Below are 20,596 nucleotides of genomic sequence, written 5' to 3' on the forward strand. Positions count from 1 at the left end.
TCCAGAACATCAACAGGCCGATGGCATAGATGATCGTCGGCAGGATCAGCGGCGACAGGAAAAGAGCGCCGAGAAGCTCCGACTTCGGCAATTGCCGCCGGTGGATCGCGATCGCCGCCGCCCCGCCGATGATGACGGAGGAAAGCGTGACCAGTAGCGCGATCGCCAGGCTGAGCCCGGCCGAGCCGAGATAGGCATCCGACGACAGGACCTTTCGGTACCATTCCAGCGAGAAATCCTTTGGCGGGAAGGAGATGAACTGGTTGGCGGAGAAGGACGTGCCGACGACCACGATCAGCGGAGCGAGCATCAGCACGACGATGAGCGCGATGAAGACATAGGTCGCAATCTTCAGCCAGAGCGGAACCGCCTTAACCATGCCGGCCTCCCGTGAGCCTGAAATAGGGAATGAGGGTCAGCGCGATGCCGAGGAACAGGATGACCGCCTGGGCAGCGGCGAAATGCCAGTCGAGCGTCTGCGTTACCGAGGAATAGATCGAGGAGGCCAGAACCTGAAGCCTGGGGCCGCCGAGAAGACTCGGCGTGACGAAGGAGCTCGCCGAAAGCGTGAAGGCGAGCAGCGAGCCGGCGGCGATGCCCGGCATGGACAGCGGCAGCACAACGTGACGGAAGGACTGGAGAAAATTGCAGCCCATGGTGCGCGCGGCCTCTTCCAGCCGCTGGTCGATCCGCGTGATCACGCCGAGGATCGACAGCGTCATGAAGGGCAGCAAAACCTGCACCATGCCGATGACGATCGCGGTCTCGGTGCGCATCAGGGTGAAATTGCGCTTGACCAAGCCGAGATCGTAGAGCGTGCCGGAAACGATGCCGCCGCGCTCGAAGATCACCATCCAGCCGAAGGTGCGGATGACGACGCTGGTCATCAGCGGCAGCAGGATGACGATGATCAGCCACAGCCGCGCGCGCGGTCCCGTCCGCGCCATGATATAGGCAAGCGGAAAGCCGATCAGCGCGGAAACCAGCGTGATGATGAAGGAGAGCCGGATCGTGCGCCACAAGACGCCGAGATAATATGGCTCGCTGACAAATTGGGCGAAATGGGCAAGCGTGAAGCCCCCCTCCTCGGCCATCACCGAAAGCCCGAGCATGCGGGCAATCGGGAGAAAGAAGGCGAGCGCCAGCAGCAGAAGCCCGGGCGAAACCAGGAGCGCGTTTTCTGCACGGTCAGTGTTCATCCACGTTCCTTCTGACGGTGGGGACAATCGCAATATCCACCTTCCGCGCAAAAAGCGCGAGCCTTTCCGAGTGCGATAGCGCCGAGACCTGGCCCCCTCACGGGTTTTTCATCGAGGCGGGGCTGCCGCAGATCGCTTTGCAGCAGAGCCTCCACACTTTCCCGCTCCGGTGGCGCGCGACATCGCGACAGTGAAGGGGAAGAGCTTCAGCACGGGCGCCCTCACAACATTGAAAAGCCGCGTCGCCCTCACTGCTCGTTCCAGCCATTCTCTCCCGCAGGCGGGAGAGAATGGCTGGAACGGGCTGCAAGATTGATGCTCATCCGCCAAGGGCCATGGCTTTGTCGCAATTCGACGGCCGGGTGCGACGTCAGGCGGTTCGTTCGCCCCGCATCCCGGTTGGGGGCGGGATACGGGGCGGGCGCACCCCATGATTATTGGGCGATGGCCTTGTTCCACTCGACGACCCAGTCGGCGCGGCTTGCCTCGATCACTTCCGGGTCGAAGCGCAGCAGGCTCTTCACGCCTTCCTCGCCATAGGCGACATCGGCGGCAACCTCTGCCGGCAGTTCGGTCTTGGCATTGGTCGGCGTATAGCGCAGCGCTTCGGCGAAGCAGGCCTGGGCTTCGGACGAAAGCTCGACATCGATGAACTTCAGCGCCAGGTCTTCATTGTCGCGGCCGGCCACCAGATTGGCGGTGATGTAGCTTGCCGGCGTGCCTTCCGCGCCCTGCTGGAACTTGACCGGCAGGCCGGCCTTTCTCAGCGTAAAGGCATAGTCGGAGGCATAAGGCGCAACGAAAGCTCCACCCTGCGCGAAGGACTGCTGGATTTCCGGCGACTTGGAAACGACATAGGCGCCGTTGTCGAGCATGGATTTCACCGCGTCGAGGCCCGGCTGGATGTTTTCCAGGTCACCGCCGGCGACCTGGTTCAGCATCAGGAAGCCGAACAGGCCGTAGGTGTTGGAGATGTCGGTCAGCACCAGACCTTCCGCCATTTCCGGCTTCATCAGGTCGGCCCAATTTGCCGGCGCTTCGGCAAGCTCGTCGCTGTTGTACAGCAGACCGATGGCCGCGATCTGGTAGGCAGGGCCCTCGCCCTTGTCCATATTGGCGCCTGCGAAGGGGTAGAGATCGGCGGCATTCGAGAGTTTCGAGGGATCGATCGGCGCGAGCAGGCCCTCCTCGGCGCCGACGATCTCCTGACCGCCGGAAAAATGGATGACATCGAACTGCGGCGCGTCCTTTTGGGCGCGCAGCTGGGCGAAGGCGTCCGCCGAATAGGCTGTGACGATCTTCACATCCGCGCCGGTTTCGGCGGTGAACGGCTCGATGACGCATTTGCGGTGGGCCTCCTCATAGGCGCCGCCAAAGGAGTTGATGGTGATTTCCGCCGCGAAGGCAGAAGCCTGCGAGGCGGCGAGAACTGACACAGTCGCCAGCAGTGTGGTTACGCGTTTCATGCTATTCCCTTCCTCTTTTTTATGTTTCAGGGGGGTCAGGCGAGACGCCCGACTTCCACCCGCTTTGCGCCTTCGATGCGGATGCGTCTGCACTGCTCGGCAACCGCATCAAGGTTTTCGGTCATTTTTCCGATATAGGTGCAGGAAATCCAGCCGGTCGGGCCAAAAGTACGCCCGCCTTGCCCATAGAACATGCCAAGCTCCCAGAACTCCGAGGGATCGTTCTTGAAGAAGTTCTTGGGCTGGTAGAACCACAGCATTTCGCCGGGTTCGGGCAGGATCGTCTGGTTTTCCGGCGGCAGTTTCGTCGGGTCGAAATTGCGTGCTTCCTCCGGCAGGCCCATCATGATCTCGGGCCCCGCAAACATGGCATGGGTCGCCGGCCACCGGATCGGCTTTTCGAGCGCGCCCCAGATGGCCTTGCAGGTCTCCGGCGCATTCTCCCAATAAAGAGAAATTATGCCTTGAACGTCGGCATCGATGAACTTGAGGTAGAGTTTTCGGTCGTCCACTATATCGCTCCCTCTATTTCCTTATGGTGAGTGAAGCGGAACAAGGCTGTCCATGTCCAATTTCAATTTCTCATATTTCGATAGAAAATTTTTATCAAACTGCGCCTCGCGCAAAGTTGATGGGTGGCAAGCCGGAAGCATCTCCTATATTCGAACCTCATCCGATCAAAGGAGTTTCAGATGATGCAAAGACGCAGCCTGCTGAAGGGCGTCCTCGCTGGGTCGGGACTGGCGCTGTCGCCTTTCGGCGCGGCCTTCGCTCACGAACCGACGCCACAGGAGGTTTTCGCGGACCCGAACGCGCCCGTCCTCGGCAATCCGGAAGGCGACGTTACCGTGGTCGAATATTTCGACTTCCAGTGCACCTATTGCAAGCGCGACTACCCGATGGTGCGCGACGTCGTGGCAAAGGACGGCAATGTGAGGCTGGTGATGAAGGACTGGCCGATCTTCGGCGAGGTCTCCGTCTACGCCGCCCAGGCTGTTCAGGGCGCGGCGGCGCTCGGCGAATATGACACGGCGCTCAACGCGCTGATGACCGCGCAGGGACGTCTCACGCATGAGCGGATCGAGACGCTTCTGACCGCCGCCGGGCTGGATTTCGACGCCATTGCCGAGGCGGTGAAGGCGAACGAGAAGAAGATCTCCGACCTGCTCGATCGCAACTACCACCAGGCCGAAGCCTTCCAGTTCAACGGCACGCCCTCCTATGTCATCGGCCGCATGGTCTATCCGGGCGTGCTCGACAGGATCATGCTGGAATCGGCGATCGCCGAGGCGCGATCGGCAGGCTGAATGCCGCAAAACCGCCCGGACAGGCCTTTGCAAGAAAGCTCTGGACCGTCCGCCGCGCCATGGTTAGCCTCCACGGCGAAAGCGTCCGTCCGTGACGCGCGCCAACCTGACCAGCACGAAGGCCGATCATGAGCAAGCTGACACGTTTTTCTGTCGCCCCACTTTCCGAAATGACCCGGCGGCTCGCCGACGTCGCCTTTGGTCGCGAGGAACCCGACCTCGTCATCACCGGCGCACGCGCGCTGTCGACCTATTCGGAACGCATGCTCGACGACCGCGAACTCTGGATTGCGGGCGGCCGCATCGCCGCGATGAAACCGGCCGGAACCTATCGCGGCAAGGCGGCGAACATCCACGACGTCAAGGGCGGCATCATTGCGCCCGGCCTGGTGGATCCGCATCTCCATATCGAATCCAGCATGGTCACGGCCTGCGCCTATGCCGAGGCTGCGCTTCTGAACGGCACCACGACGATCTTCTGTGACAGCCACGAAATCGGCAATGTGATGGATGTCGCGGGCGTGGAGGCGATGCTGGAGGATGCGCGCGAGGCGCCGCTTTCGATCTTCCTCACGGTTCCCAGCACGGTACCGGCCACCAGTCCCGGGATGGAAACGGCCGGCGGCGACCTGACGCCGGAAAAGATCGCGAAAATCTTCGACCGCTGGCCGGAGGCCGTCGCGCTCGGCGAGAAGATGGACTTCGTGCCGGTGGCCATGAGTGACGAGCGCTCGCATGCCATCATCGCCGAATCGCTCAAACGCGGCCGTCCGGTCTCCGGCCATGTCTATGGTCGCGATTTCGTCGCGGCCTATGCCGCTGCCGGCGTCACCGATACGCATGAGGCGATCGATCGCGAGATCGCCAATGATCTGATCGAAGCGGGCGTCTGGGTCTTCCTGCGCGGCGGCCCGCCGACGACGCCCTGGCATTCGCTGCCCGAGGCGATCAAGGCCGTCACCGAACTCGGCGCCTCGCACAAGCGGGTGGCCGTCTGCACCGATGACCGCGACGCCGACGACCTCTTGATGTTCGGCCAGGACTGGGTGACGCGCCAGGCGGTGAAGGCCGGCATGAAGCCGGAACAGGCCTGGTCGATGGGCTCGCTGCATGGCGCCACGCGTTTCGGCATGGGCGAGGAGATCGGCGGGCTCGGCGGCGGCAGACGCGCCGATATCGTGCTGCTGGACGACATGCTGAAGCCGGTCAACACCTGGTATGGCGGCGAACTCGTGGTGGAAGACGAAAAGGTGACGCCGCTGCTTGATGAGGCGCTTTCGAAGCGTTATCGCTATCCGGAAGCCGCCTATCATACGGTGAAACTGCCGAAGGAGATCAGGCTGACGCCCGATCTTCCGACGAAAAAGGTCGTGGCTCACTGCATCCGCACAGAACTGCCCGGCATCACGCTGATCCACGACAGGATCGAGCTCGAACTGGCGAATGACTGGCAGGACCATTTCGACCGGCACGACCTCTGCTTCGTCTCGGTGATCGAGCGCCACGGCAAGTCCGACGGCAATGTCGCCAACGGCCTGCTTGCCGACTTCTCGCTGAAGCGCGGCGCCGTCGCCTCGTCCGTCGGCCATGACAGCCACAACATCATCGTCGCCGGCACCAACGAGGCCGACATGCAGGTGGCTGTGCGCGCGATCGAGGAGAGCCAGGGCGGCGTTTGCGTGGTCAATGAGGGCAAGGTCCGCGCCATGGTCGAACTGCCGATCGCGGGGCTTCTTTCCGACAAGCGCGTGAACGATGTCGCAGACGCCGTGCGCGTGCTGAAGCTCGAATGGGAGGAAGCGGGCTGCGCCATTCCCTATATGGGCTTCAACCTCATCCCGCTCTCCGTCATCCCCGAAATCCGCCTCACCGACAAGGGACTGGTTCTGGTGCCGGAGATGGAAGTGATCGACCTGTTCGAGGCGGTGTGAGGGCGCGCGCACACGACTTGTCCATTGCCGCATCTGTCCCACCGGGATTTCGGTTCCCTGATGGTCGTTCACCACCCAATTGCGTCATGCTCGGGCCTGTCCCGAGCATCTAACCACGTCTGACGCGAGAAGCGTTGGCGAACGGTTGTCGTGACAGTTCAAGGTTTCATGACGCCGCAGACGCCTATCGGCGGGCAAGGCGCTTGGCTCCTCGGGGCAGGGCCCGAGGGTGACGCCGAGAAAGAGGGCCTTGCATTGTTTTTTACGCCCCGTCTCAATCGTCCGATCCCTGAAACCGCCTCCCATCCGGCACCCTGATTTTCCATTTGTCCGTCCTTGACCAATTTATTACTAACTGGTAGGTAATAAGCAGGTTGATGGGAGGAAAATAAATGTCTGATACCAATCGTATCGGGATCATCATGCACGGCGTTACCGGCCGCATGGGCATGAACCAGCATTTGATCCGTTCGGTTCTGGCCATCCGCGATTCTGGCGGACTGCGCCTGAAGGACGGCTCCAGGGCGATGCCGGACCCGATCATTGTCGGCCGCAACGCCGCCAAGATCGAGGAGCTGGCGAAGCGCCACAATGTCGCGCGCTATACGACCGATCTCGATGCGGCCCTGGCCGATCCCTACAACATCATCTTCTTCGATGCCGCCTCGACCAAGCTGCGGCCGACATTGCTCCGCAAGGCGATCGATGCCGGCAAGCATGTCTATTCCGAAAAGCCGGTTTCCGAAGGCCTTGAAGAGGCCGTCTCGATTGCCCGTTACGCCAGGGAAAAGGGCGTCAAGAACGGTATCGTCCACGACAAGCTCGACCTTCCGGGCCTTCTCAAGCTGAAGCGGCTGCGCGACAACGGTTTCTTCGGCAAGATCCTCTCGGTCAAGGGCGAGTTCGGCTACTGGGTCTTCACCGGCGAGGACCAGCCGGCGCAACGCCCGAGCTGGAATTATCGCGCGGCAGACGGCGGCGGCATGGTCTCCGACATGCTCTGCCACTGGCGCTACGTGCTCGACAATGTGGTGGCGCCGGTCAAATCCGTGTCCTGCACCACCGCGACCCATATTCCGACGCGGATCGACGAAGAGGGCAATGAATATCAGGCAACCGCCGACGACGCGGCCTATGCGACCTTCATGCTCGAAGGCGATATCGTTGCCCATATCAATTCGAGCTGGTGCACAAGGGTGCGCCGCGACGACCTTGTGACCTTCCAGATCGACGGCACCCATGGCTCGGCCGTCGCCGGCCTGCACAAGTGCTATAGCCAGCACCGCGCCAACACGCCGAAACCTGTCTGGAACCCGGACGAGCCGCAGAAGATGAACTTCTTCGACGACTGGCAGGAAGTGCCTGACAACACCGTGTTCGACAACGGCTTCAAGGTGCAGTGGGAACAATTCCTGCGCCACGTTCTGGAAGATGCCCCCTTTGCCTACACGCTGAGCGAAGGCGCCAAGGGCGTGCAGCTTGCCGAGGCCGGCTACGAGAGCGCGCGCGAACGCCGCTGGGTTGACCTCGAAGATCTGGGGATCTGATCATGACCGCTATCAAGCTTCCGTCCGTTTCAGGCGGCCTCGAAACCTTCACCTTCTCCGGCAAGACGGTCGCCGCAGACAAGGGCGAATGGAACCGTTCCGTTTTTGCAGCCGCCCATGTCGTCGTCGATCCGCTCGCCGACAACAATCCCTGGTCCGACTGCAATGTCGACTGGGACAGGACTCTCGCCTTCCGCCGCCATCTGTGGTCGCTCGGCTTCGGCGTGGCCGAGGCCATGGACACGGCCCAGCGCGGCATGGGCATGGACTGGCCGACCTCCCTGGAACTGATCCAGCGCTCGGTGAAAGAGGCAAAGGCCGGCGGTCATTCGATCGCCTGTGGCGCGGGCACCGACCATCTCGATCCCGCTGACGCAAAGACCATCGATGACGTGATCGCGGCTTACGAAATGCAGTGCGAGGCGGTGGAGGCGACCGGCGGTCAGGTGATCCTGATGGCGTCCCGCGCACTCTGCCGGGTCGCCAAGAGCGCCGATGACTATGCCCGTGTCTATGGCCGCATCCTGCAGGGACTCAGAAAGCCTGCCATTCTGCACTGGCTCGGAGAGATGTTCGATCCCGCGCTCGAAGGCTATTGGGCGAGCGCCGATCACATGACGGCGATGGACACCTGCCTGCAGGTGATCGCCGGCAACGCCGACAAGGTCGACGGCATCAAGATCTCGCTGCTGTCCGCCGAAAAGGAAATCGCCATGCGTCGCCGGCTGCCGGACGGCGTGAAGATGTATACCGGCGACGATTTCAACTACCCGGAACTGATTGCCGGTGACGACCAGGGCTACAGCCACGCGCTCCTCGGCATTTTCGATCCGATCGCGCCGGTCGCAGCCACCGGTCTTGCAGCCCTTGCCAAGGGCGACATGCAGCGCTGGAACGCCGTGATGGAGCCGACCGTGCCGCTCTCGCGCCACATCTTCAAGGCGCCGACGCGCTATTACAAGACCGGCGTCGTGTTTCTGGCCTATCTGATGGGCCATCAGGACCATTTCACCATGCTCGGCGGCCAGCAGAGCGCCCGTTCCGCGCAGCATCTGGCCGACGTCGTGCGCCTTGCCGACAAGGCCGGTCTGATCGCCGATGCCGACATGGCGGCAACGCGTACCGCCCGCGTGATGGCAACGTATGGCATAGGGACCTGAGCGCATGGAGACGATTACTCCCGAACGGCTTTCCCTGAACACCGCCACGACGCGCCCGCAATGGGGGCTCGACAAGGCGATCGACGGGGCCGCGCGCCACGGCCTGGGCGGCGTTTCGCCATGGCGCGACCAGTTGCAGGCACTCGGCGCGGAGAAAGCGGCGCGCCAGCTTCGCGAAGCCGGACTTTCCGTTTCCGGGCTCTGCCGCGGCGGCTGGTACACGGCTGAAGGCGCCTTGACGAAGAGCGTGCTGGATGACAATCGCCGCGCCGTGGACGAGGCGGCAACCATCGGGGCGGCCTGCCTCGTCATGGTGGTCGGCGGACTTGCCCCCAGAAGTCGCGACCTTGAGGGCGCGCGGGCCATGATCGAGGAAGGTCTCGGCAAGACGCTTGAATTTGCCCGCACCGTCGGGGTGAATATCGCCATCGAGCCGCTTCATCCGATGTATGCCGCAGACCGCGCCGCCGTGAATACCATGGCCCAGGCACTCGACATCTGCGATCGCCTCGGCGACGGCATCGGCGTCGCCGCGGACGTCTATCACATCTGGTGGGACCCGGACGTCAAGGCACAGATCGCGCGCGCGGGCAAGGACCGGCTCATGGCCTTCCATCTGTGCGACTGGCTGGTGCCGACCACCGACATGCTGAATGATCGCGGCATGATGGGCGACGGCGTGATCGACATTCCAGACCTGCGCCGGGCCGTGGAGGCGGAAGGCTTTGCCGGCCTCAACGAGGTCGAGATCTTCTCGGCGGAGAACTGGTGGAAGCGCGACCCGGACGAGGTGCTGGAAACGATCATCGCGCGGGCCGCCGGTTACTGCTGAACGAGGAACATGCCTGCCCGCGCAGGCAGGTGGCTGCGCGCCGCGCTTTCAGGGAAGAGGAGTCCCCGGCGGCGGTGCGGCCCGGAAACTGCGCATTCGCCGCACCCGGCGGCAGGCCGGGCGCACTCAATCGACCATCCGGTCGTCAAGGGAGGAAACTATGCATACCACGTTCTTGAAGCTGGCCGTTTCCACGGCCGCATTCGCCGTTATCGCCTCAGGCGCTGCAACCGCACAGACATGGGAGCCCGACCGCCCGATCAACATCATCGTGCCGTGGTCGGCCGGCGGCTCCACCGACCAGGTTACCCGCGTCGTCGCGCCGATCCTGGAAGAAGCGCTCGGGACCGAGGTCGTCGTCGTCAACCAGCCCGGCGCCTCCGGATCGATCGGCACCAAGGCGGCGCTTGACGCACCGCGCGACGGCTATACCTGGACGGCGAACGCGATCGCCAACAACGCGACCTATCAGGTCTCGGGCCTTCTGGAGGAATCCGGTATCGATGATTACCGGGTCTATCTCCATGTCGCCAATGCGCCGGTGATCTCGGTCAACGCCGACGCGCCCTACAAGGATTTCGGCGAGCTTCTGGAAGCCATGAAAACCGGCAATGTCACCGTCGGCACCGCCGGCGTTACCTCGTCGGGCGGCATGGCGCTGGCAGCGCTCAGGGATGCCGCCGGCGGCGACATGACCGCGCGCATGGTGACCTATGACGGCGGCAATCCGGCCGTGATCGCAGCGGCCTCCGGCGAGGTCGACATGACCACGCAGCTGGCCGTGGAGCAGACGGAGATGATCAAGGCCGGCCGCCTGCGCCCGCTCGCCGTCATTTCCGACACGCCGCTCGAGATCGAAGGCCTGGAGCCGGTTCCGCCGGTCACCAACTGGCTCGACATGCATGTCGCGCCCGATTATTTCGGCGTCTTCATCCCCGCCGGCGCGCCTCAGGAGGTCTACGATACCGTCGACCAGGTTTGGGAAGAGCATGTGATGAACGCTCCGGCGCTGAAGAAATACGCCAATGAACGCGGCGCCATGTTCAATCCGAGTTATGGCGATCAGGCCCGCGAACGCGCCATGCCCGTGGTGATCTCGGAAGCCTGTGCGCTCAAATCGCGGGGCGAGGCCGTCAAGGACCCGTCGGAACTCGGCATCACCTGCGAATAGGGCGCGTCCAGGAGAAGGGGAACCCGGTTTTCCGTCCGGACGCGCGGAAAAACAAAAGGTTAGAGCATGTCCACGATTCAAGGAGACGCGGACATGCTCTGGCGCCGGGGCCGGATCTTGCGGTAGGGCCGGCGGGCCCTGCCCTCTTCTCTCGGCACATATGGTCGAGGCAAGGACTAAAGGCGTCCTCGCGCCCGCCGTCTCACTTACGCCCGAAACCCGGAGGACGACATGCTGAAGTTACGTTCCGTAGACCTTACCGTGACCGTCATTCTTCTGGCGATCGGCATTGCCCAGTTCGTCGGCGGTTTGACCATGGATCGGCTGGAGATGCGGCGCATTCACCCCGCCAGCATTCCCGGCCTGCTGCCGATGATCCTCGGCATTGCCATCACAATTGTGGCCGGGCTGCAGCTCTGGGGCTTGATGCGCCTAAGGGACAATGATGACGGCGCCCATGTGTCCGGTCTCATTGCGCGCGCGGAGTTGCTGAAGCTTCTGGGCCTTATCGCGATCTGCGCCGCCTATGCGCTTTTTCTCGTCGGACGCATCCACTTCTGGGCTGCGAGCAGCCTGTTTGTCGCAAGCTTCATCATCATCTTCGAATTTTCCTCCGGCATGCCGCGCAGGGCGCTGTTTTTCATGATCGCGCGTGCCGCGATCATCGCCGTCGCCTTCGGCGGCGCGCTGTCATATCTCTTTGAGGATCTCTTTCTGGTGCGACTGCCATGAACACGGTTTTCGACGCGCTTTTCTCCGCTTTCGCCAACCTTTCGACGCCGATGATGCTGTTCAACGTCGTCTGGGCGACGCTGCTCGGCATATTCGTCGGCGCGCTGCCCGGCCTGACGGCGACCATGGGCGTCGCGCTTCTGACGACGCTGACCTATTCGCTCGACCGCGACGCGGCGATCCTGGTGCTGATCTGCATGTATGTGGGCGCGATCTACGGCGGCTCGCGCAGCGCCATCCTGCTCAATATTCCCGGAACGCCGGCAAGTGCCGCAACCGCGCTCGACGGGTTTCCCCTGGTGCGCCAGGGCAAGGGCGCGCTTGCCATGGCGATCGCGACGCTCGGCTCCATGCTCGGCACGCTGGTCGGCATTGTCATGCTGATCGCGATTGCGCCTCCCCTGGCGGAAGCCGCCTTCGGCTTCGGTTCCTATGAATTCTTCTGGCTGGCGCTGTTCGGCATCGTCATTTCCGGCCAGCTCACCCATTCCGGCGAGCCGCTGAAAGGGTATATGGCCGGCCTCATCGGGCTTTCGGTGGCGATGATCGGCTCGGAAGGCATTCATTCCTATGTCCGTTTCAATTTCGACATCCAGCAGATGAATGGCGGCATCGACCTGATTCCGGCGATGGTCGGCGCTTTCGGCTTTGCCGAGGTTCTGTTCGCCATGACGCTGCCAGCCGCCCAGATGGTGGAGAAGAAATCCGTCCCCGCCCCGATCCGAGACCTGCTGAAAAGCGTGTGGCGCTACAAGCGCACCGTGTTCGAAAGCGGCGTCATCGGCACCCTGGTCGGCATCATTCCCGGCGTGGGCGAGGATATCGGCGCCTGGGGCTCCTACGCCGCCGCCAAGCGCCATTCGAAGGAGCGCGCGGAATTCGGCAAGGGCAGTCAGGAGGGTCTGATCGCCGCCGAAACAGGCAATTCCGCCGTGGTGCCGGGCTCTTTGATCCCGACGCTGACGCTCGGCGTCCCGGGCTCGGCTTCCGCCGCCGTGCTGATTGCCGCGCTCTTCCTGCATGGCGTGCGCCCCGGCCCGATGATCATGTTCGACCAGCCGGAAATGATCTACACCATCGCCGTGATGCTGATCTTCGCGACGATCGCCATGGGCGTTTTCGGCATGGCGCTGACGCCGGTCTTCGTGCGCGTGCTGAAAGTGCCGCGCACCATCCTGATGCCCCTGGTTTTCTGCCTCTGCGTCATCGGGCCCTATGCGTTGACCCAGCGGATCTTCGACATCTGGGTCATGTTCTTCTTCGGCGTCGTCGGCTATGTGCTGCGCAGGCTGAACTATCCGATGGCCCCGCTCGTGCTCGGCATCATTCTCGGCAGCCTGCTCGACAAGAGCCTGAGACGCGGCCTCATTCTGTCGAACGGCGACATCACAGCCTTCTTCACACGACCGGTCTCGGCGGGCTTTGCGATCGTGATCGCTCTGATCATCCTGCTTTCTATCCCGCCGGTTCGTCGTCTTCTGCAGTTCAAACGCAGAGGCGGCAGTGCTAACAGGGAAGAGACGGGCAACGGCGCGGATTAGGGAGAGACGCAGTGGCGAGAAGCGGCAAGGCGACGGCAACAAGGGCAAGGCGGGGCGTGCGCGACGCGGAGGCCTCGCGCGCCGCAATCCTCCAGGCCGCGCTCGATGAATTTTCCTCCGTCGGCTATGACGGCGCGCGCGTCGACCGGATCGCCGCCGAGGCGGGACTGTCGAAGCCGCTGCTCTACGACTATTTCGGCGACAAGGACGAGCTCTACAAGGCGGCGCTGCGGGAGGCCTATGTGCAGATCCGCGCCGGCGAGGAAAAACTCGCCCTCGACGCGCTTTCGCCGGAAGAGGCGGTCGCCGCGCTCGTGATGTTCACAATGACCCATTTCCGCACCCGGCCCTGGTTCATCACCATGCTGAACACAGAGAACCTGCGGCACGGCTCTTCCGTCAGTGCCATCGGAGACCGGCGCGAAATCCAGTCGAAGCTTCTGGTCAAGCTTTCGGACGTGCTCGAGCGCGGTTGGGAGGACGGCGTCTTCAAGCGCCGCGCCAAGCCGCTCGAGGTCTATATCATGATCGCCTCGCTCTGCTATTTTCCGGTGTCCAACCGTTTCACGCTTGCCGAGGTCTTCGGTTTCGACACCAGCGAGCAGGGACTCAACGCTCACGCCAGACGCGCCACCGAGGCCGTGGTCGGCTGGCTGAGGCAGAAAGGGGAGGAGGCATGAAGCCTCTTGCCGGCGCCACAGCCAGGGCCAGCGCACCGGTCGCCAAAGCCCGTCATGGCGCGCTCGGGAGAGGCGGATGACGGACGCGCCGCGGCTTGAGGTCAACGCCGTCTCTTTCGCCACGCGGCGGGTCCGCTTCCGCCTGCCATTTCATTTCGGCAACAGCGTCGTCACCGAGACGGAAGAGGGCGTTGTCTCGCTGACGATCACCGTCGGCGGCAAACGGGCGGAAGGGCGCTCCGCCCAGCTTCTCGTGCCGCGCTGGTTCGACAAGCGCGCCGTCCGCAGCAATGACGAGACAGTCGCGGATCTGCGCCTGTCGCTGGAGATTGCCTGCCGGCTGGCCGAGACCATTTCAGGGGAAACGATCGGCGAAGCGACAACCCGCCTGCGCGCCGGCACTGAAGCGGCGATGCCCGCCGGCACGCCGCGCCTTGCCGCCCATTTCGGCCCCGCCCTTGTCGAAATGGCGTTGATCGACGCGCTGTGCTTTGCCTTCGGCCTGAACTTCACCCAGGCTGCACGGGCCGATCTCTTCGGCGTGGCGGCCATGACGGCGCCCGATATCGCGCCGCAGACAATCACAGCGACGCTCGCCCGCATCGCCCCGCTGCCGGCGATCACACCGCGCCAGACCATCGGTTTCGACGCTCCTTTGACGGCGGAGGCGGTTACCACGGACATGCCCGAAGACGGCCGTCCGGTCAGTCTTGAAGCGATCATCCGCGCCACCGGCATCCGCGCCTTCAAGATCAAGCTCAAGGGCGACCCGGACGCCGATATCGACAGGCTTTCGGCGATTGCCCGGATCGTGGGCGCCATGGACGGTTTGCGCGTGACGCTCGATGCCAACGAACAATACTCCGCTGCGCGGTTTGCCGGCTTTCTCGACCGGCTTGTTGCCGACGCGACGCTGTCTTCCTTCCGCGAGGCGATTGCCTTCATCGAACAGCCTTTCGACCGGGAGGAAGCGCTTGCACAGGAAATCAAGCCGGAGATCGGACGTTTCCCGCTGATCATCGATGAAAGCGACGATCATGATGGGGCCTTTGCGAGCGCGCTGGAACGCGGCTGGTCAGGAACATCGATCAAATCCTGCAAGGGCGTTCTGCGCGCGCTTCTCAACTTCTGCCGCGTGCAGGCAGCCCGCGCCGAGGGCAGACGGGTCTTCATTTCGGCGGAAGACCTGACATGCCAGCCGGGCCTCTGCTGGCAGCAGGACACCCTGGTGGCGGCCACCCTGGGCCTCGCCGATGTCGAGCGTAACGGCCATCATTTCGCAGGCGGAATGCAGGGATGCGACGATCTGCAGAAGGCGCGTCTTCTTGCCGCCCATCCGGACATCTATACGAAGCAGAACGGCCAAATCGACCTCAGGATCATCGACGGGACGATCGCGGTCGGTTCGCTCTTCGTCCCGGGATTCGGCCGTTAGTGCGCCCTGCGTCCATTTGGACGCACAAAGGACGAACCTATTGAAGCCACGCATCGCGCTTTCTCTTGCGGGCGCGGCCGCTTCGGCCAAAAGTCGGCGCGACGCCCTCGCCCGCCATCTGCCCACATTTAAGGCATACAAATAGAGCCTTGCGTTTTTTGCATAGGGGCATTGCTTTTGCCCCACTGCCTCATCGCAAAGCCACCGCGTATATAGGGATCAACAACAGCGAAGACGAAGCCAACACAGGAGACCGGAAATGAGCATGACCCGTTCGTTCAACAACTGGCTCAAATACCGCGAAACCGTGACCGAGCTTGGCCGCATGAGCAACCGCGAACTGCACGACCTCGGCATCAATCGCGAAGATATCCGTCGCGTTGCCCGCAAGGCCGCGTTCTAAGGAATTGACCCGGCCCGCCTGAGCGGGCCGCGGAGAAAGTTTTCGGAGCCGCGCCCTCCTCCTCCCAGCGCGCTTCGATCTGGACCGGCGATCCTCCTCCTCCCAATCGCTGGTCACCATGATGACGCCCACCGGATCCTCCTCCCCCGGTGGGCGTTTTCTTTTGTGCAAACGACCCACGGCGCCAGGACCGGCAGGACCAGGCGGCGCGCGGTCTCGTCAATTGTATCATGACAAGCTTCAGACAGTTCAGCGGGCAGGCTTGCCCGATGTGGCCTGGAGGAACTCAACCTCGCGATCCGGCCTGATGATCGCCGCCGTCAGGCGATCGGTGGCATAGGCGCCGGTGTCGATGGAGATCACGCCATTGGCCATCTGCGGCACCTGAACGATCGTGTGGCCGTGAACGATCCACTTCCCGTCGCGGCGCGGCAACTGGCCGAAGGCCTGATGTCCCCAGGTGAGGTTTCGGGAAGACTGCTCGTCAAGCGGCTTGCGCGGATCGGCGCCGGCATGGACCACGGCCATGTTGCCGCTCGTCCAGACAAGCGGCATCTCCCTCAGCCAGTCGAGTCGCTCCTCTCCGAGCTGTTCAATCACCGCATCGCGCAGGCGCGGAATGTCCTTCCTGCCGTAGGCGTCCCCCGTCGGCCCGAAACTGGCGACGGTCTGCAGGCCGCCATAACGCAGCCAGCGCTCGCCATTCTGCAAAGGATCGTCAAGAAACTCGAGAAACATCTCCTCGTGATTGCCCTTGAGGCAGATGACATCGGCACGTTCCTTTTGCCGGGCGAACAGCATGTCCAGAACCTTCGCCGAATGATCACCGCGATCGACATAATCGCCGACATGCACCAGGGGCAGGTCGGGCACCATCCGATCGAGCTTTTCCCAAAGCCGCTCCAGGTTCTCGGCGCAGCCGTGAATGTCGCCGATCGCGACAAAGGCGCGGTCTGGCTTCGGCAGGCCGCCGCGAAAACTCGGCGCCGGCTCCGGGCGCGGTGCGGATTTCGGCTTCGGCGAAGTAAACAGACGGCGCAGCGATTTCATCGGCGGAGCAAACCTCTCTTGGATGACAACCGGCCGGGCCTGCGGCCCGATCCGGTGACCCTAACACTAGGGTGAGGCTTGCTTCAGTTCAACATGATATACGGGGCCGAAACCGACACCAATCCAGACACGCCCGGATGGCCCCCGGAATGTCCCGCCTATCCCGGCTGGCCGTAATAGGCCGTCGCCCCGTGCTTGCGCAGGAAATGCTTGTCGAGCAGTTCCTGTTCGATCGCCTGCAGGCCCGGATTGAGCTGCATCGACATCAGCGCCATCTCGGCGATACACTCCACCGCGACGGCAACCTCGACCGCCTTCGCCACCGACTTGCCCCAGGTGAACGGCGCATGACGGTTGACGAGAACGCCCGGAAAATCGAGCGGATTCAGGCCCTTGAATCGTTCGAGGATGACATTGCCGGTCTCCCATTCGTAAGCGGACGCGATCTCCTCCGGCGTCATCTTCCGCGTCACCGGAATCTCGCCGTAGAAATAATCGGCATGGGTGGTGCCGAAATTCGGAATGGGCTTGCCCGCCTGGGCAAAGGCCGTCGCCTTGGTGGAATGGGTATGGACCACACCGCCGATGCCCTCGAAGGCCATCAGCAGGCAGCGATGCGTCGGGGTGTCGGAGGAGGGCCTGAGATTGCCCTCCACGATCTTTCCGTCGAAATCGACAATCACCATGTTTTCCGGCGACAAATCGTCATAATCGACGCCGGAGGGCTTGATGGCGAAGACGCCCTTGTCGCGGTCGGCGGCGCTTGCATTGCCGAAGGTCAGGTTGATCAGCCCGTGGCGTGGAAGCGCGAGGTTGGCTTCATAGGCCTCGCGCCGGATTTCCGTATACATCAGATGCCCTTTCTCACGCCTTGATGCCGAGACCGAGATGCCAGTAGATCTCGTTGTTGCGAAGATCCTGCCTGAAGCGGTCAAGCTTCGTGTCATCGTTGATCACCGCAAGTTCGATCCCCGCCATGGTGGCGAAATCGTCCAGCATCTCCGTTGTCACGTCATTGCTGTAGGCGGTGTGATGGGCGCCGCCGGCAAGGATCCACGACGAAAGCGCGGTCTTGAAGTCCGGCTTGCATTCCCAGACCGCGCGCGCAACCGGCAGGTTCGGCAGGTCGGGGTGGGGCACGGAGGTGACCTCGTTCACCAGCAGGCGGAAGCGGTTGCCCATGTCCATCAGGCTTGCGTTGAGCGCCGGTCCGAGCTTCGCGTTGAAAACCATGCGCACCGGATCGGCCTTGCCGCCGATGCCGAGCGGGTGGATCTCCACCTTCGGCTTGCCGTCGGCTATCGTCGGGCAGACTTCCAGCATATGCGAGCCGAGCACCTGCTCCTGGCCCGGCGCCATGTGATAGGTGTAATCCTCCATGAACGATGTCGCGCCGCTCATGCCGTGGCCCATCACCTTCAGCGCCCTGACCAGCGCCACCGTCTTCCAGTCACCCTCGCCGGCAAAGCCGTAGCCCGCCGCCATCATCCGCTGGGTCGCCATGCCCGGCAGCGTTTCCATGCCGTGCAGGTCCTCGAACGTGTCGGTGAAGCCCTTGAAGCCGCCGGCCTCCATGAAGGCCTTCAGGCCGAGCTCCTGGCGCGCGGCGTTCAGCAGCGCGTCGTGGCGCGCGCCGCCTCGTCTCAGCACATCGACGACATCATACCGGTTCTCGTATTCGGCCGCGAGCGCTGCGACGTCATCGTCGGCAAGCGTGTTCATCACGTCGACGAGGTCCATGATGCCGTAGCCGTTGACGGAAAAGCCGAGCTTCATTTCGGCTGCCACCTTGTCGCCCTCGGTCACCGCCACCTCGCGCATATTGTCGCCGAAGCGGCAGAAACGGCCGCCCTGCCAGTCGTCCCAGGCGCGCGCGGCGCGCATCCAGGCGTCGATCCGGGCATGGACTTCGGGGTCCGACCAGTGACCGGAGACCACCTTGCGGCCAAGCCGCATGCGGGTATGGATGAAGCCCGCCTCGCGGTCGCCATGGGCCGACTGGTTGAGGTTCATGTAGTCCATGTCGATCGTATCCCACGGCAGTTCGCGGGCATATTGCGTATGGAAATGCAGGAACGGCTTGTTGAGCATGGAGAGTCCGCGGATCCACATTTTCGACGGCGAGAATGTGTGCATCCAGAGGATCAGACCGCCGCATTCGGGGTCGGAATTGGCGCGCACGGCAAGTTCAGCGGCTTCCGCCGGGCTCTTGACGACGGGCTGCGGCACAATCTCGAGCGGCAGCTTGCCGTCCTTGGACAGGGCGGCGGCGATGGCGTTGAACTGCGCGTCGACTTCCGCCAGCGCTTCGGGTCCGTAAAGGTGCTGCGAGCCGCACACGAACCAGATTTTGAGGGGCTTCAGGCCGATCATCCTATTCATCCTTATGCAATTGGCGGGACGGGGCGGGCTCAGCCGCGCACCTTGTCCCGAATTTCGATCAAATCCTTCATCACCTGCGACATGTCGCTGTCGCGGGTGATGCCGCCGAAACCATCGTGAAGCGTGAGGTAAAGCCCGTAGAGCTCCTCATAGATCGCGACGTTCTCGGGAATGGGGTCGTAGCGGATGTCCTTCAGCCCGGTCATCGCGCGCGTCGTTTCGCCGATATTCTCATGCGATCCGCCAACGGCGGCGGCCGCCACGGCAGCGCCCAGCGCGCAGGTCTGGGCCGAGCGCGTGACCAGCATGGTGCGGTTCATCACATCGGCATAGATCTGCATCAGCATCGGGTTCTTTTCGGCGATGCCGCCGGCGCAGACGACCTTGTCGATCGGCACGCCGAAATCCGTCATCCGCTCGACGATGGCGCGCGCGCCGAACGCGGTCGCCTCGACAAGAGCGCGATAGATTTCCGCGCGGGTCGAATAGAGCGTCTGGCCTAGGATCAGCCCCGTCAACCGCTGATCGACAAGGATCGTGCGATTGCCATTGTTCCAGTCAAGCGCAAGAAGGCCGCTCTGGCCAGGTTTCATCGCGGTCGCTTCTTCCGTCAATTCGCGGTGCAGTTCCGGTCCGCCCTGGCAGACGCGCTCCACCCACCACTTGAAGATGTCGCCGACGGCAGACTGTCCGGCCTCGATACCGAAAAAGCCCGGCAGAATAGAGCCTTCGACGATGCCGCAGACGCCCGGGATCGTGTCGGATTTGGAGAGATCGACGATCGCGCAGTCGCAGGTCGAGGTGCCGATGACCTTGACCAGCATGCCCTCCTCGATGCCGCAGCCGATCGAGCCCAGATGGTTGTCGAAGGCGCCGGTGGCGATCGCGATGCCTTCCGGCAGGCCGAGCTTTTCCGCCCATTCAGGGCAGAGCGTGCCGGCGGGCACCGAGATATCCTGCGCCGTGTCATAGAGCCGGTCGCGCAGCTCGGCGATGGCCGGATCGAGCTTGCCGAGAAATTCCTTGTCCGGCAGCCCCCCCCATTTGGGATTGTAGAGGCCCTTGTGGCCGGCGGCGCACACGCCGCGCTTGATATCGGCCGGCGCCCTGACGCCGGCAAGCACGGAAGGAATCCAGTCGGCAAGCTCGACCCAGGAGGCCGCCGCATCAAAGACGCTCCGGTCGACATTGAGGCAGTGCCAGATCTTCGACCACCACCATTCCGATGAATAGGTATCGCCCACCATGGCGAGGTATTCGGGCCGTTCCGCCTTGCCGAGGGCAGTGATTTTTTCCGCCTCGCGCCAGCTCGTATGGTCCTTCCACAGCCAGCAATGGGCGTTGAGATTGTCGGTGAAACGCGGGTCCATCGCCAGCGCGCCGTTTTTCTCGTCCACCGGCAGCGGGCTGGAACCGGTTGAATCGATGCCGATCCCGATCACCTTCGCCGGATCGAAGGCCTCGTGCTTTGCCGCCTCGGCGAGCGCGCCGCGCACGCTTTCCTCGAGCCCTTTCAGATAGTCCGCCGGGCTCTGGCGCGCGAGCAGCGGGTCGGACGGGTCCAGCAGCACGCCCTGGTCGCCGCTCGGGTAGTTGTAGACATGGGTTCCGTATTCAAAACCGTCGTCGCAGCCCACAACGAGCGCGCGAACCGAATTGGTTCCGTAATCGATTCCGATGGAGAACATTGTGTGCCTCGTTCTTATTGTCTCATTGTGTTGCCGACGCCGCCTTGTCCGCGCCGGCAACCTTTTCTTGCA

19 protein-coding genes are annotated in these 20,596 nt (G+C 63.1%); 11 read left to right on the forward strand and 8 right to left on the reverse strand.

From position 1 onward, the window contains the following. From AC5DC2_RS01735 to AC5DC2_RS01750, 4 genes are all read right to left on the reverse strand, one after another. A partial coding sequence (locus AC5DC2_RS01735; RefSeq protein ID WP_491697277.1) for an ABC transporter permease occupies nucleotides 1-379 on the reverse strand: 379 nt, incomplete at its 3' end. Next, nucleotides 372-1,199, reverse strand: a complete 828-nt coding sequence (locus AC5DC2_RS01740; RefSeq protein ID WP_024710069.1) for an ABC transporter permease — start codon at nucleotides 1,197-1,199, stop codon at nucleotides 372-374. The genes AC5DC2_RS01735 and AC5DC2_RS01740, both read right to left, overlap by 8 nt. Nucleotides 1,200-1,633: 434 nt before the next feature. Further along, the gene (locus AC5DC2_RS01745) at nucleotides 1,634-2,665 is read right to left on the reverse strand and encodes an ABC transporter substrate-binding protein (RefSeq protein ID WP_491697278.1); all 1,032 of its coding nucleotides are present in this window, start codon (nucleotides 2,663-2,665) and stop codon (nucleotides 1,634-1,636) included. A 35-nt stretch (nucleotides 2,666-2,700) separates the two neighbouring features. Further along, a complete protein-coding gene (locus tag AC5DC2_RS01750) occupies nucleotides 2,701-3,177 on the reverse strand; it encodes a DUF3830 family protein (protein ID WP_024710067.1) in 477 nt (158 codons plus the stop codon). Between the two features lie 180 nt (nucleotides 3,178-3,357). Here AC5DC2_RS01750 and AC5DC2_RS01755 point away from each other — a divergent pair, with 180 nt between their 5' ends. The 11 genes from AC5DC2_RS01755 (at nucleotide 3,358) to AC5DC2_RS01805 (ending at nucleotide 15,404) form a co-directional block, all read left to right on the forward strand. Continuing rightward, a complete protein-coding gene (locus AC5DC2_RS01755; RefSeq protein WP_024710066.1) occupies nucleotides 3,358-3,972 on the forward strand; it encodes a DsbA family protein in 615 nt (204 codons plus the stop codon). A 128-nt stretch (nucleotides 3,973-4,100) separates the two neighbouring features. Further along, complete coding sequence (locus tag AC5DC2_RS01760) at nucleotides 4,101-5,903, forward strand: adenine deaminase (RefSeq protein WP_491697279.1); 1,803 nt, start codon at nucleotides 4,101-4,103, stop codon at nucleotides 5,901-5,903. Nucleotides 5,904-6,295: 392 nt separating this feature from the next. Beyond that, nucleotides 6,296-7,450 carry a Gfo/Idh/MocA family protein gene (locus tag AC5DC2_RS01765; RefSeq protein WP_491697280.1) on the forward strand — a complete coding sequence of 385 codons (1,155 nt, stop codon included), beginning with the start codon at nucleotides 6,296-6,298 and terminating at the stop codon, nucleotides 7,448-7,450. A 2-nt stretch (nucleotides 7,451-7,452) separates the two neighbouring features. Next, entirely contained in the window at nucleotides 7,453-8,610 is a 1,158-nt protein-coding gene (locus tag AC5DC2_RS01770; RefSeq protein WP_491697281.1) for a dihydrodipicolinate synthase family protein, read from the forward strand. Between the two features lie 4 nt (nucleotides 8,611-8,614). Next, complete coding sequence (locus AC5DC2_RS01775; RefSeq protein WP_491697282.1) at nucleotides 8,615-9,442, forward strand: sugar phosphate isomerase/epimerase family protein; 828 nt, start codon at nucleotides 8,615-8,617, stop codon at nucleotides 9,440-9,442. A gap of 160 nt (nucleotides 9,443-9,602) precedes the next feature. Further along, a complete protein-coding gene (locus AC5DC2_RS01780) occupies nucleotides 9,603-10,613 on the forward strand; it encodes a Bug family tripartite tricarboxylate transporter substrate binding protein (protein ID WP_491697283.1) in 1,011 nt (336 codons plus the stop codon). Nucleotides 10,614-10,844: 231 nt separating this feature from the next. Beyond that, complete coding sequence (locus AC5DC2_RS01785) at nucleotides 10,845-11,345, forward strand: tripartite tricarboxylate transporter TctB family protein (protein ID WP_491697284.1); 501 nt, start codon at nucleotides 10,845-10,847, stop codon at nucleotides 11,343-11,345. Further along, nucleotides 11,342-12,886: a tripartite tricarboxylate transporter permease gene (locus tag AC5DC2_RS01790; protein ID WP_491697285.1), complete on the forward strand. Its 1,545-nt coding sequence runs from the start codon at nucleotides 11,342-11,344 to the stop codon at nucleotides 12,884-12,886. The genes AC5DC2_RS01785 and AC5DC2_RS01790 overlap by 4 nt, the downstream gene beginning before the upstream one ends. 11 nt (nucleotides 12,887-12,897) lie before the next feature. Next, nucleotides 12,898-13,566 carry a TetR/AcrR family transcriptional regulator gene (locus tag AC5DC2_RS01795; RefSeq protein ID WP_491697286.1) on the forward strand — a complete coding sequence of 223 codons (669 nt, stop codon included), beginning with the start codon at nucleotides 12,898-12,900 and terminating at the stop codon, nucleotides 13,564-13,566. A 76-nt stretch (nucleotides 13,567-13,642) separates the two neighbouring features. Continuing rightward, nucleotides 13,643-15,001 carry an enolase C-terminal domain-like protein gene (locus AC5DC2_RS01800; protein WP_491697287.1) on the forward strand — a complete coding sequence of 453 codons (1,359 nt, stop codon included), beginning with the start codon at nucleotides 13,643-13,645 and terminating at the stop codon, nucleotides 14,999-15,001. A 259-nt stretch (nucleotides 15,002-15,260) separates the two neighbouring features. Beyond that, entirely contained in the window at nucleotides 15,261-15,404 is a 144-nt protein-coding gene (locus AC5DC2_RS01805; RefSeq protein ID WP_081725895.1) for a DUF1127 domain-containing protein, read from the forward strand. Nucleotides 15,405-15,653: 249 nt separating this feature from the next. Here the strand turns inward: AC5DC2_RS01805 and AC5DC2_RS01810 are convergent, their stop codons facing one another. The 4 genes from AC5DC2_RS01810 to AC5DC2_RS01825 form a co-directional block, all read right to left on the reverse strand. Beyond that, a complete protein-coding gene (locus AC5DC2_RS01810; protein ID WP_491697288.1) occupies nucleotides 15,654-16,454 on the reverse strand; it encodes a metallophosphoesterase family protein in 801 nt (266 codons plus the stop codon). 158 nt (nucleotides 16,455-16,612) lie between these two features. Beyond that, the gene (gene araD, locus AC5DC2_RS01815; protein WP_491697289.1) at nucleotides 16,613-17,305 is read right to left on the reverse strand and encodes an L-ribulose-5-phosphate 4-epimerase AraD; all 693 of its coding nucleotides are present in this window, start codon (nucleotides 17,303-17,305) and stop codon (nucleotides 16,613-16,615) included. Nucleotides 17,306-17,318: 13 nt separating this feature from the next. Then, nucleotides 17,319-18,827 (reverse strand): L-arabinose isomerase, encoded by a 1,509-nt coding sequence (gene araA / locus AC5DC2_RS01820; protein ID WP_491697290.1) that lies wholly within the window; start codon nucleotides 18,825-18,827, stop codon nucleotides 17,319-17,321. A 38-nt stretch (nucleotides 18,828-18,865) separates the two neighbouring features. After that, nucleotides 18,866-20,524, reverse strand: a complete 1,659-nt coding sequence (locus tag AC5DC2_RS01825) for a ribulokinase (protein WP_024710053.1) — start codon at nucleotides 20,522-20,524, stop codon at nucleotides 18,866-18,868. Between the last annotated feature and the right edge of the window lie 72 nt (nucleotides 20,525-20,596).

This window comes from Martelella sp. (genome assembly GCF_984369615.1).

Excerpts from the sequence above, each read along its gene's own strand:
- AC5DC2_RS01740 (WP_024710069.1), bottom strand. The coding sequence starts at position 1,199 with ATGAACACTGACCGTGCAGAAAACGCGCTCCTGGTTTCGCCCGGGCTT.
- AC5DC2_RS01745 (WP_491697278.1), bottom strand. The coding sequence starts at position 2,665 with ATGAAACGCGTAACCACACTGCTGGCGACTGTGTCAGTTCTCGCCGCC.
- AC5DC2_RS01755 (WP_024710066.1), top strand. The coding sequence starts at position 3,358 with ATGATGCAAAGACGCAGCCTGCTGAAGGGCGTCCTCGCTGGGTCGGGA.
- AC5DC2_RS01760 (WP_491697279.1), top strand. The coding sequence starts at position 4,101 with ATGAGCAAGCTGACACGTTTTTCTGTCGCCCCACTTTCCGAAATGACC.
- AC5DC2_RS01765 (WP_491697280.1), top strand. The coding sequence starts at position 6,296 with ATGTCTGATACCAATCGTATCGGGATCATCATGCACGGCGTTACCGGC.
- AC5DC2_RS01770 (WP_491697281.1), top strand. The coding sequence starts at position 7,453 with ATGACCGCTATCAAGCTTCCGTCCGTTTCAGGCGGCCTCGAAACCTTC.
- AC5DC2_RS01775 (WP_491697282.1), top strand. The coding sequence starts at position 8,615 with ATGGAGACGATTACTCCCGAACGGCTTTCCCTGAACACCGCCACGACG.
- AC5DC2_RS01780 (WP_491697283.1), top strand. The coding sequence starts at position 9,603 with ATGCATACCACGTTCTTGAAGCTGGCCGTTTCCACGGCCGCATTCGCC.
- AC5DC2_RS01785 (WP_491697284.1), top strand. The coding sequence starts at position 10,845 with ATGCTGAAGTTACGTTCCGTAGACCTTACCGTGACCGTCATTCTTCTG.
- AC5DC2_RS01790 (WP_491697285.1), top strand. The coding sequence starts at position 11,342 with ATGAACACGGTTTTCGACGCGCTTTTCTCCGCTTTCGCCAACCTTTCG.
- AC5DC2_RS01800 (WP_491697287.1), top strand. The coding sequence starts at position 13,643 with ATGACGGACGCGCCGCGGCTTGAGGTCAACGCCGTCTCTTTCGCCACG.
- AC5DC2_RS01805 (WP_081725895.1), top strand. The coding sequence starts at position 15,261 with ATGAGCATGACCCGTTCGTTCAACAACTGGCTCAAATACCGCGAAACC.
- AC5DC2_RS01810 (WP_491697288.1), bottom strand. The coding sequence starts at position 16,454 with ATGAAATCGCTGCGCCGTCTGTTTACTTCGCCGAAGCCGAAATCCGCA.
- araD (WP_491697289.1), bottom strand. The coding sequence starts at position 17,305 with ATGTATACGGAAATCCGGCGCGAGGCCTATGAAGCCAACCTCGCGCTT.
- araA (WP_491697290.1), bottom strand. The coding sequence starts at position 18,827 with ATGATCGGCCTGAAGCCCCTCAAAATCTGGTTCGTGTGCGGCTCGCAG.
- AC5DC2_RS01825 (WP_024710053.1), bottom strand. The coding sequence starts at position 20,524 with ATGTTCTCCATCGGAATCGATTACGGAACCAATTCGGTTCGCGCGCTC.